This window comes from Pseudomonas sp. NPDC078416, from assembly GCF_050268485.1.
Classification (GTDB): Bacteria; Pseudomonadota; Gammaproteobacteria; order Pseudomonadales; family Pseudomonadaceae; genus Aquipseudomonas.
Map to the genome: position 1 here is coordinate 93,916 of NZ_JBNNGV010000011.1, position 15,810 is coordinate 109,725.

General features: G+C 58.9%; 10 protein-coding genes. 7 read left to right on the forward strand and 3 right to left on the reverse strand.

Translation table 11 applies throughout. From position 1 onward, the window contains the following. Window positions 1–3 precede the first annotated feature (3 nt). The 3 genes from ACQKEN_RS12815 to ACQKEN_RS12825 all read right to left on the reverse strand — a co-directional run bounded on the left by ACQKEN_RS12815 (window position 4) and on the right by ACQKEN_RS12825 (window position 3,655). On the reverse strand, window positions 4–1,740 hold the full coding sequence (locus tag ACQKEN_RS12815) for an ABC transporter ATP-binding protein/permease (RefSeq protein WP_427685911.1): 1,737 nt from the start codon (window positions 1,738–1,740) through the stop codon (window positions 4–6). A gap of 101 nt (window positions 1,741–1,841) precedes the next feature. Continuing rightward, window positions 1,842–2,402: a response regulator transcription factor gene (locus ACQKEN_RS12820; protein ID WP_427685913.1), complete on the reverse strand. Its 561-nt coding sequence runs from the start codon at window positions 2,400–2,402 to the stop codon at window positions 1,842–1,844. Continuing rightward, window positions 2,399–3,655, reverse strand: coding sequence for an ATP-binding protein (locus tag ACQKEN_RS12825; RefSeq protein WP_427685915.1), 1,257 nt, complete (start codon window positions 3,653–3,655; stop codon window positions 2,399–2,401). Before ACQKEN_RS12825 ends, ACQKEN_RS12820 begins: the two co-directional genes overlap by 4 nt. A gap of 208 nt (window positions 3,656–3,863) precedes the next feature. Here ACQKEN_RS12825 and ACQKEN_RS12830 point away from each other — a divergent pair, with 208 nt between their 5' ends. The 7 genes from ACQKEN_RS12830 to ACQKEN_RS12860 all read left to right on the forward strand — a co-directional run bounded on the left by ACQKEN_RS12830 (window position 3,864) and on the right by ACQKEN_RS12860 (window position 15,800). After that, a complete protein-coding gene (locus ACQKEN_RS12830; protein WP_427685917.1) occupies window positions 3,864–4,580 on the forward strand; it encodes an SIMPL domain-containing protein in 717 nt (238 codons plus the stop codon). A 248-nt stretch (window positions 4,581–4,828) separates the two neighbouring features. Then, entirely contained in the window at window positions 4,829–6,997 is a 2,169-nt protein-coding gene (locus ACQKEN_RS12835) for an HET-C-related protein (RefSeq protein WP_427685918.1), read from the forward strand. A gap of 112 nt (window positions 6,998–7,109) precedes the next feature. Further along, on the forward strand, window positions 7,110–8,708 hold the full coding sequence (locus tag ACQKEN_RS12840; RefSeq protein WP_427685984.1) for an ABC transporter substrate-binding protein: 1,599 nt from the start codon (window positions 7,110–7,112) through the stop codon (window positions 8,706–8,708). A 283-nt stretch (window positions 8,709–8,991) separates the two neighbouring features. After that, window positions 8,992–10,620 (forward strand): ABC transporter substrate-binding protein, encoded by a 1,629-nt coding sequence (locus tag ACQKEN_RS12845; protein ID WP_427685919.1) that lies wholly within the window; start codon window positions 8,992–8,994, stop codon window positions 10,618–10,620. Window positions 10,621–10,958: 338 nt separating this feature from the next. After that, complete coding sequence (locus ACQKEN_RS12850; RefSeq protein WP_427685921.1) at window positions 10,959–12,560, forward strand: ABC transporter substrate-binding protein; 1,602 nt, start codon at window positions 10,959–10,961, stop codon at window positions 12,558–12,560. A gap of 157 nt (window positions 12,561–12,717) precedes the next feature. Next, the gene (locus tag ACQKEN_RS12855; protein WP_427685923.1) at window positions 12,718–14,097 is read left to right on the forward strand and encodes an OprD family porin; all 1,380 of its coding nucleotides are present in this window, start codon (window positions 12,718–12,720) and stop codon (window positions 14,095–14,097) included. A 95-nt stretch (window positions 14,098–14,192) separates the two neighbouring features. Continuing rightward, window positions 14,193–15,800 carry an ABC transporter substrate-binding protein gene (locus tag ACQKEN_RS12860; protein ID WP_427685925.1) on the forward strand — a complete coding sequence of 536 codons (1,608 nt, stop codon included), beginning with the start codon at window positions 14,193–14,195 and terminating at the stop codon, window positions 15,798–15,800. Window positions 15,801–15,810 lie beyond the last annotated feature (10 nt).

Sequence of the window (15,810 nt, forward strand, 5' to 3'; positions counted from 1 at the left end):
CCCTCAAAGTGCCGTTTCGGTGAGCGGCTGCTCATGCAGCTGGCCGCCCTCGATGCGCACGTGCCGACGATGGAACCGCTTGAGACTGCTGCGGTGGCCGATGCTGAGCAAGGTCACGCCCGGCAACTCGTCCAGCAACGCCTGGTACAGCGCGGCTTCATCCTCTTCGTCCATCGCTGACGTGGCCTCATCCAGGTACAACCAGTCCGGCGCGAACAACAGGGCGCGGGCGAACGCCACGCGCTGTTGCTCACCCGGCGACAGCATGCGCTGCCAATGTTCGCTCTCGTCCAGACGCGGAATCAGGTGACCCAGGCGGCAGGTTTCCAGCACTTGCGCGAAACGCTCGGCCGGATAGACCTCGGGCGCCTGTGGATAACTTAACGCCTCACGCAGCGTGCCGATCGGCAGATACGGCTTTTGCGGCAGGAAGAACGCACGATTGGCCGGTAATTTCACCGCACCGTGGCCGTCTTTCCACAACCCGCCCATCGCCCGCAGCAGCGTACTTTTGCCACTGCCGGAGCGGCCGCTGAGCATGACCTTTTCGCCGGCTGCAATGCTGATGTTGGCGTTGTTCAGGAGCTGGCGACCGCCGGCGAGGGACAGCGCCAGACCTTGGAGCTGCAAGGCGTCGCTGTCATGACTGACCTTGATGGCCGGCACGCGCGCTTCGTTTTCGTCCATGGCCTGACGGAAGCTGAGCAGACGATCACAGGTGGCGCGCCACGACGCCAGTTGGGTGTATGCGTCGATGAACCAGCTGAAATTCTCCTGCACGTTACCGAACGCCGAGTTGATCTGCATCAGCTCGCCCAGCTCGATCTTGCCGGCAAAATAACGCGGCGCGGCCACCACAAAGGCGAAGACGATGGCGATCTGCGAGTAACCGGCGGTAAAGAACGTCAGGCGCTTCTGCACCTTCATGATCGTCCAGAAGTTACTCCAGACCATGCCGAAGCGCGCGCTCAGGCGCTGATTCTCGTTGGCCTCGCCGTCCGAAAGGGCGATGCTTTCGGCGTTTTCACGCACGCGCACCAGCGAAAAACGCATGTCGGCTTCGTAACGCTGTTGCTGGTTGCTCAGGACGATCAGGCGTTTGCCGATCAGGTGAGTCAGCAAGCTGCCGACCGCTGCATAAATAAGCGCGGCCCAGAACATGTAGCCGGGAATGGTGATGCCAAAGAGCTCGATGCTGCCGGACACACCCCACAGAATCACCGAGAACGACACCAGACTGACCACGGTGCGCAGCAGCCCGAGACTCAGGCTAAGGGTGTCGGACGTGAAGTTGTTGAGGTCTTCGGACAGACGCTGGTCAGGGTTATCGGTGTAACCGCCCTGCTCCAGCCGGTAGTAGTTCTTGTGCGCGAGCCATTTGGCGAAGTGCTGTTCGGTCAGCCAGCGACGCCAGCGGATGGTCAGCATCTGGGTCAGATAGAGACGGTACACCGCGCCAAGAATGGCGATGGCGGCAATGCCGCAGAAATACAAAATCAGGTGCGTGAAGGCCCCCAGATCCTTGTTCTGCAGCGCGTTGTAGAAGTCGCGATACCAGCTGTTGACCAGCACCGAAATAAACACGCTGAACAGCGACAGCACGATCACTGCGATCAGCAGCACCCAGGCCATGCCTTTTTCTTCGCTGCGCCAGTAAGGCGTCACCAGCTTCCAGACCCGGGAAAAGAAATTCCCGTTTACAGCGTCATTGACCCTGGATTCGTCTACATCAAAATTCATGGCAAAAAGCTCGGCAGCGGGCAGTTATAGGCGTTTGGCGCCAATGTGCCAGACGCCACAGACGATCTTCCATGAATAAATCTTTAAGAAGCAGTCCCTGCTTAACGACGGACCGGGCGCTTCTGCAACTTGCGCTGCAAGGTGCGCCGATGCATGCCCAAAGCACGCGCCGTCGCCGAAATATTACCTTCGTGCTCGGTCAGCACGCGCTGAATGTGCTCCCACTGCAAGCGGTCCACCGACATCGGGTTTTCCGGTACCAGGGTGTCAAGGTCGGCGTGTTCGGACAGCAGCGCTGCCAGCACGTCATCGGCATCGGCGGGTTTGCACAGGTAGTTGCAGGCGCCACGCTTGATCGCTTCGACCGCCGTGGCGATGCTCGAATAACCGGTCAGGATCAACACGCGCATTTCCGGGTCCAGCTCCAGCAGCTTGGGCAGCAGCACCAGCCCCGAGTCGCCTTCCATTTTCAGGTCGACGGCGGCGTAGTCCGGAATGTCCTGCTGGGCGAGGGCCAGGCCCTCGTCGGCGGAACCGGCGGTGCTCACGCGAAAGCCACGGCGCGCCATGGCTCGTGCCATCACGCGGGTGAAAGTGGCGTCATCGTCCACCAGCAGCAGGTGCGGCAGTTCTTCGCCTTCAACCTGAATGTCGTCAGTCATGCTTCATCTCCTCGTGCGTCACGGGGCAGGCGCAGCTCGGTAAGCGTACCGCCCTCCTCGTGAGGATAGAGTTTCACCGAGCCGCCCGCGCGGGTCACGCTGGCCTTACTCAAGAACAGGCCAAGGCCGAAGCCTTTGCCCTTGGTGGTAAAAAAGGGTTTGCCGATCTGCTCGGCGATGGCCAACGGGACGCCGGCGCCATGATCGCGGATGCTGATGCGGATTTCAGTAGCGGTCCAGTCCAGATTCACCTCAAGCCCTTCGGCGCAGGCGTCGGCAGCGTTGTTGAGCAGGTTCAGCAGCGCCTGGGTCAGATCCGGCGGCGGCGCCAGCATCGGCACGTCGCCCTGCCCCAGACGCTGAAAGCGGTAAGTGGCTTCCGGGCGCATCAGGTGCCAGCGGTTGAGCGCCTGATCGAGCCAGTGGGTGACGGTCTGTTCCTGGACCGAGAGCCGACGATTCGCTTCGGCGGCGCGAACCAGTTGCTGCAACGTCTCTTTGCACAGTTTGACCTGATCCTGCAGCACCGAAAGATCTTCCTGCAGCGCAGGGTCCTTGTGGTCCTGCCGCATTTCCTTGAGCAGCACGCTCATGGTCGCCAGCGGCGTACCGAGTTCATGGGCGGCGCCGGCGGCTTCGGTCGCCACCGCGAGCAATTGCTGGTCGCGGGCGCCTTCCTCGCGGCGCAAGGCACGCATGTGCTCCTGACGGCGCAGCTCTTCGGCCATGCGCGCGGCAAAAAACGTGATCACCCCGGCCGCCAGCGCGAAGCTCAGCCACATGCCGTAGATCTGCATGTTCTCGCGGGCCACGAAGGCATCCAGCGGGAAGAACTTAGCCAGCATCAGGGTGTACAGCGCCAGGGCGATGCCTGACAGGATCAGCGAATAACGCCACGGCAGTGTCACGGCGGCGATGGTCAGCGGCACCAGATAATAAGAAACGAAGGGATTGGTCGAGCCGCCGGAGAAGTAAAGCAGCGCGCTGTGGATAAACAGGTCGAACGCCAGTTGCACGGCGTATTCGAGCTCGGTCACCGGCCACGAGGTGCGCAGGCGAATGGCCGTCAGCAGGCAGACAATCGCCGAGAAACCCAGGGTGATGTCCAGCTGTAGCCAGGGCAGCGGCAGCAGATCGAACAGATAGGCGAACCCCACCGAGCCCGCCTGCGCACCCAGCACCAGAATGCGGATGAACGTCAGGCGCCAGAGGTTCTGACGGGTAGCGGAAAGCAGTTGCAAGGGGGCGAGCATGAGCTCTCCTGATGAGCGCTCCAGGCGAATCGGAGCGAGTATAACCAATGCGACAACAGTTGCCGTCAAAGTGCGTCAAAGCGCCACATCCATTTTCAGGTGTGCGCGGCCATGCAGGAACAAGCCCCCGGCTTCACAGTCAGATGGGCATCCGTCCGCCGAGGGCTTGCAAAACGCCTCGGGACGGTTCGCCAAACAAGGAGTTTTTATGTTCAGCCTTCGCCCCACTGCCACATTGTTCACCCTCGGCGCACTCGCGCTGGCCAGCACCCCTGCCCTCGCCGACGACGTTCACTACAACCAGGTTTCAGTCCGCGCCGAGGTCAGCCAGGAAGTCCAGCGCGACCTGATGACCGTCACTCTCTACACCGAATCGCAGAACACCGACCCCGCCAAACTGGCGGCCGGCGTTACTGAAACCCTGAACAAGGCCCTGGGCGAAGCGCGTCAGGTCAAGGACATCAACATTCGTCAGGGCAGCCGCAACAGCTACCCGATCTACGACGACAAAGGCCAGAAGATCACCGGCTGGCGTGAGCACGCCGAACTGCGCCTGGAAAGCGCCGACTTTGCCGCCCTCTCCAAGCTGACCGGCGACCTGCTGGGTGGCGACATGAAGATGGGCGGCATGGACTTCTCGATTTCCAATCCCGCGCGCAAGACCAGCGAGGACGCGTTGCTTAAAGACGCCGTTGCCGCGTTCCGCGCCCGCGCGAAACTGGTGACTGACGCACTGGGCGGCACCGGGTACAAGCTGGTCAACCTGAACCTGAACACCTCCGGTTTCCCGCAGCCGTACCTGCGCGCGCCGGTCATGATGATGAAGGCCGCTCGTGCCGATGCCGCGCCAACGCCTGATGTCGAAGCCGGCACCAGTCAGGTCAGCGTGGCAGCAGACGGTGTCATCGAAGTCGCTATCCCTTGATGCACACGGCGGCAGCCGCTGGCTGCCGCCTTTTCCCTCCCCCTCCCCCCCTTTTTTCCGGCGATCCCGTCGCCCCTTCCCCATCAGCGCGGCACGCTTCTCCTACGGCTCAGGGCGATTCGACCGATTTCCACGCTGGCCGGAATAAATAGAATTGTCCCCGGAAACACACACTCAACGCGCACTCAGGCCGCCTGCACTTCAAGGCACGGCCGAGCGCCGCCAATGATTCAAGGAAGAATCCAATCATGCCTTTTCAAGCTCAACCTGTTATTCCGGTCGACATGACCACACGCACGTTACGCAGTACCTTCGCGCTGGACCTGCTGACCCAAGTGGCCGAAAAACTCGCGCCAGACGCTTTTGCCCTGGAGATGAGCAACGTCTTCGGCAACGACATCCCGCCTCACCTCTACACGAAGCTGCAGGACAAGCTACTGGCGGGAGAAGTGCAAAACCCTGCCGTCCTTCTTGCCTGGGAGCTGGGCTTCGAAGCCGACTATGACAACCGCGAGCGGGTCATCCGCGTCGACTGGGCATTCTTCGTCCGCACCACTGCCCATCCACAGCACCACTGGTGGTTGCTGACCGCACTGCTCCACGAATTCGGCCACCACATCGACAATGTCCTGCGCCGGGAACTGAGCGATGAGAACGCTCCATTGGCGAACGATGCGCCATTCGAGGAAGGCCATCTGTTCACCTTGTGGATGACCGAGGCAGCTTCTCCGTCGCGAGACGACATGAACTTCGCCACGTATTCCGAGGTGGCCTCCACCGACCGTCAGTACGCGACTTCCTGGCAGCAAGCCTGCGAAGCCATTCGCGACTATCTGGCCTCGACAGACCTGCGCTTCGAGCCCTCGCACAGCCATTGCGATCGTGAAGCCTTCGAAGCCGGCACTGACTCCAAAGGCAGCACTCACCAGACGATCGAATGGGTGCTGCGGGATTTCAATTTCAGTCAGAACGAAATAGACGCGGTTTACTTCGGCAACTGGCTGCGGGATTACTCACAGGTCGTCGATCCCAAGATTACCCGCGCAGCGGACATGCCAAAAGAATTTCCGGCGACCCTGTCCCGCGAGAGCTGGACCGACCTCGTCGATGTGCTGGCCGCTAAAAAATTCTTCGATCTCCGGATGCGCTACCCGAACGAAATGAAGGTCACGGCCAAAAAGCTCGGCGTCTATCGCCCGCAGGAACACATAGACAATCCGTTGACCATCGATCCTCCTTTTCCGGACCCGAAAGTGCGCGATCCGGACTTCGAAGCCTGGGTGCTTCCCGGCGATCCATCCCTGGGTGCGGACCGAGACACGTCGATGAAGCGCTACATCGGCAACGCGGTGGGCTACATGGAACAGGAGCTGCGTCTGGCCATGAAACAAGGCCGTTCCCTCGACGGACTGCGCAGCTTCGGTGCCGCGCTGCATGTGCTCGAAGACCTGTTCGCCCATTCAAACTTCGCAGAGCTGAGCCTGATCAAGGCAGGGCATGTCCGGGTTCTGCCCTGGACAACGCCTGCAAACGTCAAATGGAATCTGCCCCTGGTCACGGGCACGTTCGGGGCCACTGACGTGATCGCCAGTCTGGCGGGACCGCTGGGCAAAATCCTCTTTTCCACCCGGGAACTGGAGTTCGAGCTCACACAGTCAGGTTATCGCTCGGACCGGGATAAAGTGATGCTGGTGCTGCTGAGCGAACATCCTGATCAGGATTACTTCACTGCCTTCAACGCGCTGCTGACGGCCAGGGACGGTCTGGTGACGCTTGCCGAGAAAATGGGCGTAGACACCCTCAAGTTCTATCGCTGGCTGATCAACACCCCGGCGGGCATTCTGCTGAACGCCTACAACAGTGCGGCGCAAGGTGTTTTGACCTGGATCGGCAACAGCGTCGACGATGCGCAAACCCTGCTGGGCAGTGACCCGAATGTCGATCCGACCCTTGAACCGAGCCATTCGCAACTTTCCAAAGATCACGCCGAACACCCGCTTCACGATCTGGCGGCGCTGCTCGCTACCGAAGCCGTGCGCAACGTTGCCCAGTCCATGGTCGATTACTGGGCTGGCAAACCTGGGGCCGATCCGGTCGCCGTCGCCTCGGCATTCTTCTGCCATCCCGCCGACAGCGAATGGCAGTACCCGATCGTCACGGCATGGGCGGGCAGCAATCCGGCGGAAGTGGCACGCAGTGAATCGAAGAGCGAGCTGGACAAGACCCAGCAAGAGGCGATCGATGAACTCCGCGCCATCCAGAACACCCTCATCAAAGACAGTCAGAGTTATCTGGACTACGTGTTCAACAGCAAAACCTCTCAGACCTCTGGCGTGCAGGGTTTTCTGGAGCAGGGGTTCATGAAAGTGGTTTCCAGCACACCCTGGTGGAAAGAGCTGCAAAAGTTCATCAAGTAATAAGCTTATGAATTTCCGTGGCTTGTTGCCCAAGTGAGCTGTGCGGCATTCTTGGCGGTCTATCATCCCGTCGATGAATTCAGGCATGAGTGCCGCACTTTATGAGGTTCACATGGACACAACCTTCAAACCCCTGCTCCTGGCAGCGGCCATGGCGCTTTGCGTTCCGTCAGTCCAGGCGGCCAGCACCCTTGTCTATTGCTCGGAAGCCAGCCCTGCCGGCTTCGATCCCAGCCAGTACACCAGCGGCACCGAGTTCGATGCATCCGCAGAAACCGTTTTCAACCGCCTGACCCAGTTCAAGCGCGGCGGCACGGACGTTGAGCCCGGCCTGGCAACCAAATGGGATGTGTCCGACGACGGTTTGACCTACACCTTTCACTTGCGGCCCGGCGTGAAATTCCACACCACGGACTATTTCAAACCCACGCGCGACTTCAACGCCGATGACGTGCTTTTCACCTTCAACCGCCTGCTGAACCCGGACGACCCGTTCCGCAAGGCGTACCCGTCGGAGTCGCCGTACTTCACCGACATGGGCATGAACACCACCATCAAGCAGGTCGAAAAGGTCGATGATCAGACGGTCCGCTTCCAGCTGAACAACATCGATGCCGCGTTCATCCAGAACCTGGCGATGAGCTTCGCCTCGATTCAGTCGGCTGAATACGCCGCGCAACTGATCAAGCAAGGCAAGGCCGGCGACATCAACCTGAAGCCGATCGGCACAGGGCCCTTTGTGTTCAAGCGCTATCAGAAAGACGCGCAGATCCGTTACGTCGGCAACAAGGAATACTGGAAGCCGGAGGACGTGAAGCTCGACAACCTGATCTTCTCGATCAACACCGACGCCGCTACCCGCCTGCAGAAGCTGAAGACCGGCGAATGCCAGATCAGCGGCTATCCGCGTCCACAGGACATCGAAGAAGCGCAGAAGGACCCGAATCTCAAGGTGCTGAGTCAGGCCGGATTCAACCTGGGCTTTCTCGCCTATAACGTGACCCATCCGCCGCTCGATCAGTTGAAAGTGCGTCAGGCGCTGGACATGGCCATCGACAAGCCAGCCATCATCAAAGCGGTGTATCAGGGCGCGGGGCAACTGGCACAGAACGCTCTGCCACCGGCGCAGTGGAGCTTTGATCCGAACATCAAGGACGCGCCCCACGATCCGGCCAAAGCGAAGCAACTGCTCAAGGAAGCAGGCGTTGCACCGGGCACGCAGATCAATCTGTGGGCGATGACCGTGCAGCGCGCGTCCAACCCGAACGCACGCATGTCGGCGCAGATGATTCAGTCAGACTGGGCGAAGATCGGCATCAAGGCCAACATCGTCAGCTACGAGTGGGGCGAATACATCAAGCGCGCCAAGGCGGGTGAGCACGACGTGATGATCTACGGCTGGACCGGTGACAATGGCGACCCCGACAACTGGCTGGGCGTGCTGTACAGCTGCGCGGCGGTGAACGGCAGCAACTACGCCAAGTGGTGCAATCCCGGCTACGACAAGCTGGTCACCCAGGCCAAACTGACCAGCAACCGCGATGAGCGGATCAAGCTGTACCAACAAGCGCAGAACATCCTTAAAAACGACGTCCCGATCACCCCGATCGCCAACTCCAAGGTGTTCCAGCCGATGCGCAAAGAGGTTCAGGATTTCAAACTCAGCCCATTCGGCCTGACGCCCTTCTACGGCGTGAGCCTGTCCAAGTAATCAGCTGAAACCAACAGCGAAGTAACACTTGATGACCGAAGCGGGTGCAATCGCCACGTTGCGATGCACCTTTTTGGTGCTGCAAAGATATCGATATGCGACACGCAAACGTTCAACAGCGTCAGAAATTACACTTATGCGACATTCGTGTACGTTCGTGCCACTGTTTGTCACCTTGCTGGCGCCAACATCTTGCTTTGGGTATGGCGCCTGCATAAGTATCCGCGGGACCGGCTCAAAAGGCCGTACCCTCAATCAAAAAATGACAACAACTGAGGCCACCATGCTCAAAAAAGCGGTCATTCCGTTTCTTCTCGGCGCAGGTTTGATCGCCAGCGCTCCCTTCGCCCATGCAGCATCGAACCTGGTGTTCTGCTCCGAAGGCAGCCCTGCTGGTTTCGATCCAGGTCAATACACCACCGGTACCGACTTCGATGCTTCGGCCGAGACCGTTTTCAACCGTTTGAGCCAGTTCGAACGTGGCGGCACCGCTGTCATTCCAGGCCTGGCCACCAGCTGGGACGTTGCCCCGGATGGCCTGACCTACACCTTCCACCTGCGTGAAGGTGTGAAATTCCACACCACCCCGTACTTCAAACCGACGCGTACCTTCAATGCCGATGACGTGCTGTTCACGTTCAACCGCATGATCAACAAGGACGACCCGTTCCGTAAGGCGTACCCGACCGAATTCCCGTACTTCACCGACATGGCGATGGACACCAACATCACCAAGATCGAGAAGGTCGACGATCACACCGTCAAGATGACCCTCGGCACCGTCGATGCTGCGTTCATCCAGAACCTGGCAATGAGCTTCGCGTCCATTCAGTCCGCTGAATACGCTGCGCAGTTGCTCAAAGAAGGCAAGCCGGAAGACATCAACCAGAAGCCGATCGGCACTGGCCCGTTCGTGTTCAAGAGCTACCAGAAAGACTCCAACATCCGCTTCACCGGGAACAAGGACTACTGGAAGCCTGAAGACGTCAAAGTCGACAACCTGATTTTCGCCATCACCACTGACGCCTCGGTTCGAGTGCAGAAGCTGAAGAAGGGCGAATGCCAGATCACTGCTTATCCGCGTCCGGCTGACCTCGCTACGCTGAAAGCCGACCCTGCGTTGAAGATGCCTGATCAGGCCGGCTTCAACCTGGGCTACATCGCCTACAACGTGATGCCGAAGATCAAGGGCGAAGACAAGCCGAACCCACTGGCTGACCTGAAAGTACGTCAGGCGCTGGACATGGCTGTCGACAAGAAAGCCATCATCGACGCCGTGTACCAAGGCGCAGGCCAACTGGCAGTCAATGCCATGCCACCGACCCAATGGTCTTACGACACCACGATCAAAGATGCACCGTTCGACGTCACCAAGGCCAAGGAGCTGCTCAAGCAGGCAGGCGTGAAGGAAGGCACCGAGATCACCCTATGGGCGATGCCGGTTCAGCGTCCTTACAACCCGAACGCCAAGCTGATGGCCGAGATGCTCCAGAATGACTGGAAGAAGATCGGCATCAACGCCAAGATCGTTTCCTACGAGTGGGGCGAATACATCAAGCGCGCCAAGGCCGGCGAAAACGGTGCCATGCTGATTGGCTGGAGCGGCGACAACGGTGACCCGGACAACTGGCTGGGAACCCTGTTTGGCTGTGACGCCCTTAACGGCAACAACTTCGCCAAATGGTGTGACAAGCCGTTCGATACCTTGATCCACCAGGCCAAGGAAACCACCGATCAGGCCAAACGCACCGAGCTGTACAAGCAGGCTCAACATCTGCTCAAAGATGCCGTGCCTATGACTCCAATTGCCCACTCGACTGTTTATCAGCCGATGCGCAAAGAAGTTCAGGACTTCAAGATCAGCCCATTCGGTCTGAACTCGTTCTACGGCGTCAGCGTCAGCGGCAAGTAATACTTCCAGATGACCACCCGGTCGCGTTGCCCAAGGGCGACGCGACCGCGTTGTCATGTGCTCGATCGGTAAATGAAATTGACTATCGTTAGATGAGTAGCGACTTGCTTACAGTCCTTGCCTACTAACGATATGCACTTTTCCTACAGACTTTGAAGCACGCGTAACTATGGACTGTGTGGCGCCAGAGACATACCTTCTGACGAGCCGCAAATGCAGTCCGTTATTTATCTTGAACAGTGAGATGTATCCGGGCGATGACTCTCCATTTGCGCAAACGATTGCCATGGATCGCGCAGGTATTCGCAATTAATGCGCCTCTCACGATAAGGAATATCATGCGTTCGAATATCGTTATGCCATCACTTATTGCCGCCGGCCTTCTGGCTATGACGCCCGTGGTTCAGGCCGCCAGCAAAAGCCTGGTCTTCTGCTCGGAAGGCAGCCCGGCCGGGTTTGATATCGGTCAGTACACCTCCGGCACTGACAATGACGCCGCCGAGCCGATCTACAACCGTCTCGCCGAGTTCGCACGCGGCGAAACCACCGTCGTACCTGCTCTCGCAACGAGCTGGGACATCTCCCCTGACAACCTGACCTACACGTTCCATCTGCGCGAAGGCGTCAAATTCCACAGCAACACGTTCTTCACCCCCACGCGCGATTTCAATGCCGACGACGTGCTGTTCACGTTCAATCGCATGCTGCACAAGGACCACCCTTTCCGCGTGGCTTATCCGACCGAGTTCCCGTTCTTCACCAGCATGGGCCTGGACAAGAACATCAAGTCGGTGGAAAAGACCGACCCGATGACCGTCGTATTCACACTCAACAAAGTTGACGCGGCGTTCATCCAGAACGTTTCCATGAACTTCGCGTCAATTCTGTCCGCTGAATACGCTGAAAAACTCATGGCCTCGGGTGATGTGCGCGATATTAACCAGGCACCCATTGGCACCGGCCCGTTTGTATTTCAGCGCTATCAAAAAGATTCTCAGATTCGCTACGTGAAAAACAAACAGTTCTGGGATCCGAGTCGCGTCAAGATTGATCAGTTGATCTTTGCAATCAATACAGATGCTTCGGTCCGCATTCAAAAACTCAAAAAAGACGAGTGTCAGGTGACGCTGAATCCGCGCCCTGCGGACGTTGAGTCGATCGAGGCGGACAAAGACCTGCAGGTGATCAAGAAGCCCGGCTTCAACTTGGGTTACATCTCCTACAACGTGCGCCACGCCCCGCTGGATAACCTGCAGGTCCGCCAGGCGCTGGACATGGCGGTGGATAAAAAAGCGATCATCGCCGCGGTGTATCAAGGTGCCGGGCAACTGGCCCAGAACTCCATGCCACCGACACAGTGGTCCTACGACGACACGGTCAAGGATGCGCCCTACAACCCGGAAAAAGCGCGCGAGTTGCTGCGCGCCGCCGGCGTCAAGGAAGGCACCGAGCTGACCCTCTGGGCCATGCCGGTCCAGCGCCCCTACAATCCCAACGCCAAGCTCATGGCTCAGATGCTTCAGGCCGACTGGGCCAAGGTGGGCATCAAGGCGACCATCGTCAGTTACGAGTGGGGCGAATACCTCAAGCGCAGCAAGAACGGCGAACATGACATTTCGCTGATCGGCTGGACCGGCGACAACGGTGACCCGGACAACTGGATGGGCACGCTGTACAGCTGCGCATCCATCGGCGGCAACAACTACTCGATGTGGTGCGACGAAAAATACGACGCACTGGTCAAGGCCGCCGTCTCGACCACGGACAAGGACCAGCGCATCGCGCTGTACAAACAGGCTCAGCATTACCTGAAAGAACAGGTACCCATCACGCCGATTGCCCACTCGACGGTGATCCAGCCGCTGCGTAAGGAAGTGCAAGGTTTCCTGGTGAGTCCGTTCAACCGCAACAACTTCTCGGGCGTCAGCCTCGCCGAATAATTAAAAACCATGCCTGAGGGCGCAACCACGCCCTTTGGCATTGCTTTATCCGCGTTTCGCCGGATAGGCAGGAAAATGGCCATGAGGCCGCACCACCGAGCGGGCTACACCATAAAAAGCCCGCCTCTAAAAAAGCAGCAATCGGGAGCTTCAAAACGTGAAAAAAGCCAGCACCGCTGTATTCGCCTTATCCGTCCTCGCCATCAGCGTCGCGGCCCAGGCAGAGCCGACCAGTCAGGAATTCGTTCCGACCACACTGGCCACCAGCAACCTCCAGGGCGAAGCCAAGGGTTTTCTGGAAGACTCGAAACTGACCGGTTCGACCAAGAACTGGTACGCCAACGAACTGTTGCGTCGTGGCGGCGAGTTCCGCCGCAGCGAGAACGGCGTTGTGGTCGACAGCGATCCGCGCCGGATCAACTGGGTTCAGGGCACGATCGTTGACTACAGCTCGGGCTTCACCCAGGGCACCGTCGGCTTCGCCACGCAAATGGCCGTGTACAACGCCGTTGCGCTGGACCGTGACAAAGACGACCTGATGGGCGGCGCCAACCGTACGCTGACCGAAAACAACGGCGACCCGGTTGGACAGTGGAGCAAGTTGGGCCTGGGCAACATCAAGGCGCGCGTTTCCAACACGACCCTGACCGCCGGCCGCCAGTCGATGAACACCCCGGTGCTGGCTTACATCGGCAACCGTGCGCTGCCTTCGAGCTTCGAAGGTGTGAGCATTCTGAGCGAAGAGTTCAACAACATCTCGATCCAGGCCGGCAGCTTCGACCGCGTGTCGCCACGTACCGAGCAGAGCCTGACCAAGTTCCGCTCCGAGTACACCAACAACACCGCCACCGCCGATCGCGTTGACATGGCCGGCGTTGATTACAAACCGTTCAAGAGCCTGACCACCAGCTTCTACGCCTCCAACGTCGAAGACTTCTGGCATCAGTACTACTTCGCGTTCACCCACGAACTGGGTGACCCCGATGTACTGGGCCTGAGCACCAACCTGAACTACTACAAGACCAAGGATTCCGGTCAGAAGAAGATGGGCGAGATCGACAACGACACCTACAGCCTGTCGTTGACCGCCACCCACAAGGCCCACAGCTTCAGCGTCGCGTACCAGGAAGTCGAAGGCGACACCTACTTCGACTATGTCCACGACACCAACGCCATCTTCCTGGCCAACTCCCTGCTTTCGGACTTCAACGGCCCGAACGAGAAGTCGGTTCAGCTGAGCTACCTGCTGAACATGGCTGACTACGGCGTGCCTGGCCTGAAGTTCAACATCTACCAGGCGCGCGGCTTCGACATCGACGGTACCCATTACAAAGGCACCGCTTACGACGTCTCGCGAATGGACGGCGAAACTCACTACGAATACGGTGTTGGCTCGTCGTACACCCTGCAGTCCGGCCCGCTGAAGGCCTCGACCATGCGTGCGACCTACACCACTCACCGCGCGAGCGCCAACCAGGCTGACGGCAACATCAACGAGTTCCGTCTGGTGACCACGATTCCATTCAACATTATGTAATCAGCACGATCGATCGGGCCACCAGGGGCGGTTTACCGAACTTCGTGGCCCGATACCCACTCACTTATGGCTTCATCACTTGCGGAGTGCGTTACTTGAAATCGACATTCAAACTCGCAACATTGCGCAGCGCGATCGCACTGGCGGTATTCAGCGTTGCGATCGGCGTATCGGCCAAGCCTCTGGTGGTCTGCACCGAAGCCAGCCCGGAAGGTTTCGACCCGGCGCTCTACACCACCGCCGTGACCGCCGATGCGTCGGCGGAAACCATCTACAACCGTCTGGTGGATTTCAAGCCAGGCACCACGGAGATCGTTCCGGCATTGGCCGACACGTGGGAGATCAGCGATGACGGCCTGACCTACACGTTCCACCTGCGCAAGGGCGTCAAGTTCCACACCACCGAATACTTCAAACCGACCCGCGACATGAACGCCGATGACGTGGTCTGGAGCTTCCAGCGTCAACTGGACCCCAACCACCCGTGGCACAAACAGTCGCAGGTCGGCTACCCGTACTTCGAGAGCATGGGTTTCAAAGAGCTGCTGAAGAGCGTCGAGAAAGTTGACGACAGCACCGTCAAGTTCACCCTGACCCGCCGCGAATCGCCGTTCCTGGCGGACGTCGCCATGGCCTTTGCCTCGGTGTACTCGGCGGAATACGCCGATCAGTTGCTCAAGGCCAACAAGACCGACAACCTCAACAGCCAGCCCATCGGCACCGGTCCGTTCGTCTTCCAGCGCTACGCCAAGGACGCTCAGGTTCGCTTCAAGGCCAACCCGGATTATTTCCGTGGCAAGCCGCCGGCTGACACTCTGATCTTCGCAATCGCCACCGACAACAACGTGCGCCTGCAAAAACTCAAGGCCAACGAGTGTCAGGTTGCGTTGTACCCGAAGCCGGACGACATCCCGAGCATCAAGAAAGACCCGAACCTCAAGGTTGATGAGCTGAACGCGATGACCACTGCGTACATCGCCATGAACACCACGCACAAGTACATGAGCGACGTGCGGGTGCGTAAGGCGATCGAGATCGCGTTTGATAAAGAAGCCTACGTCAACGCCCTATTTGGCAAAGGCAACGCCACCGTCGCAGTCAATCCATACCCGGACACCCTGCTGGGTTACAACAAAGACCTGAAAAACCCTGCCCACGATCTGGACAAGGCCCGCGCCTTGCTCAAGGAAGCCGGCGTTCCTGAAGGCACCGTGCTGACCCTGTTCACCCGTAACGGCGGCGGTCCAACCAACCCGAACCCAATGCTCGGCGCGCAAATGATGCAGGCCGACCTGGCCAAAGTCGGCATTAAGTTAGATATTCGCGTCATGGAATGGGGTGAAATGCTCAAACGTGCCAAAAACGGCGAACACGACATGGTGTCGGCCGGCTGGGCAGGTGACAATGGCGACCCTGATAACTTCCTGACCCCGAACCTCAGTTGCGAGGCCGCCAAAAACGGCGAAAACTACGCGCGCTGGTGTAATCAGAAGTTCCAGACGTTGATCGATCAGGCACGGGAAAAAACCGACCCGGCCGAACGTGCCTCGCTCTACGAGCAGGCTCAAGTGATCTTCAATCAGGACCTGCCATGGATCAGCATGGCCCACACCAAAATGTTCACTGCAATGCGCAACAACGTAGAGGGCTACCACGTCAGCCCTCTCACCACTAACAACTTCGCTACCACCCAAGTGAAGTAGAAGAATAATC

Bases quoted from the DNA above. Each gene is read 5' to 3' on its own strand.
- ACQKEN_RS12815 (WP_427685911.1), bottom strand. From the start codon at position 1,740: ATGAATTTTGATGTAGACGAATCCAGGGTCAATGACGCTGTAAACGGG.
- ACQKEN_RS12820 (WP_427685913.1), bottom strand. From the start codon at position 2,402: ATGACTGACGACATTCAGGTTGAAGGCGAAGAACTGCCGCACCTGCTG.
- ACQKEN_RS12825 (WP_427685915.1), bottom strand. From the start codon at position 3,655: ATGCTCGCCCCCTTGCAACTGCTTTCCGCTACCCGTCAGAACCTCTGG.
- ACQKEN_RS12830 (WP_427685917.1), top strand. From the start codon at position 3,864: ATGTTCAGCCTTCGCCCCACTGCCACATTGTTCACCCTCGGCGCACTC.
- ACQKEN_RS12835 (WP_427685918.1), top strand. From the start codon at position 4,829: ATGCCTTTTCAAGCTCAACCTGTTATTCCGGTCGACATGACCACACGC.
- ACQKEN_RS12840 (WP_427685984.1), top strand. From the start codon at position 7,110: ATGGACACAACCTTCAAACCCCTGCTCCTGGCAGCGGCCATGGCGCTT.
- ACQKEN_RS12845 (WP_427685919.1), top strand. From the start codon at position 8,992: ATGCTCAAAAAAGCGGTCATTCCGTTTCTTCTCGGCGCAGGTTTGATC.
- ACQKEN_RS12850 (WP_427685921.1), top strand. From the start codon at position 10,959: ATGCGTTCGAATATCGTTATGCCATCACTTATTGCCGCCGGCCTTCTG.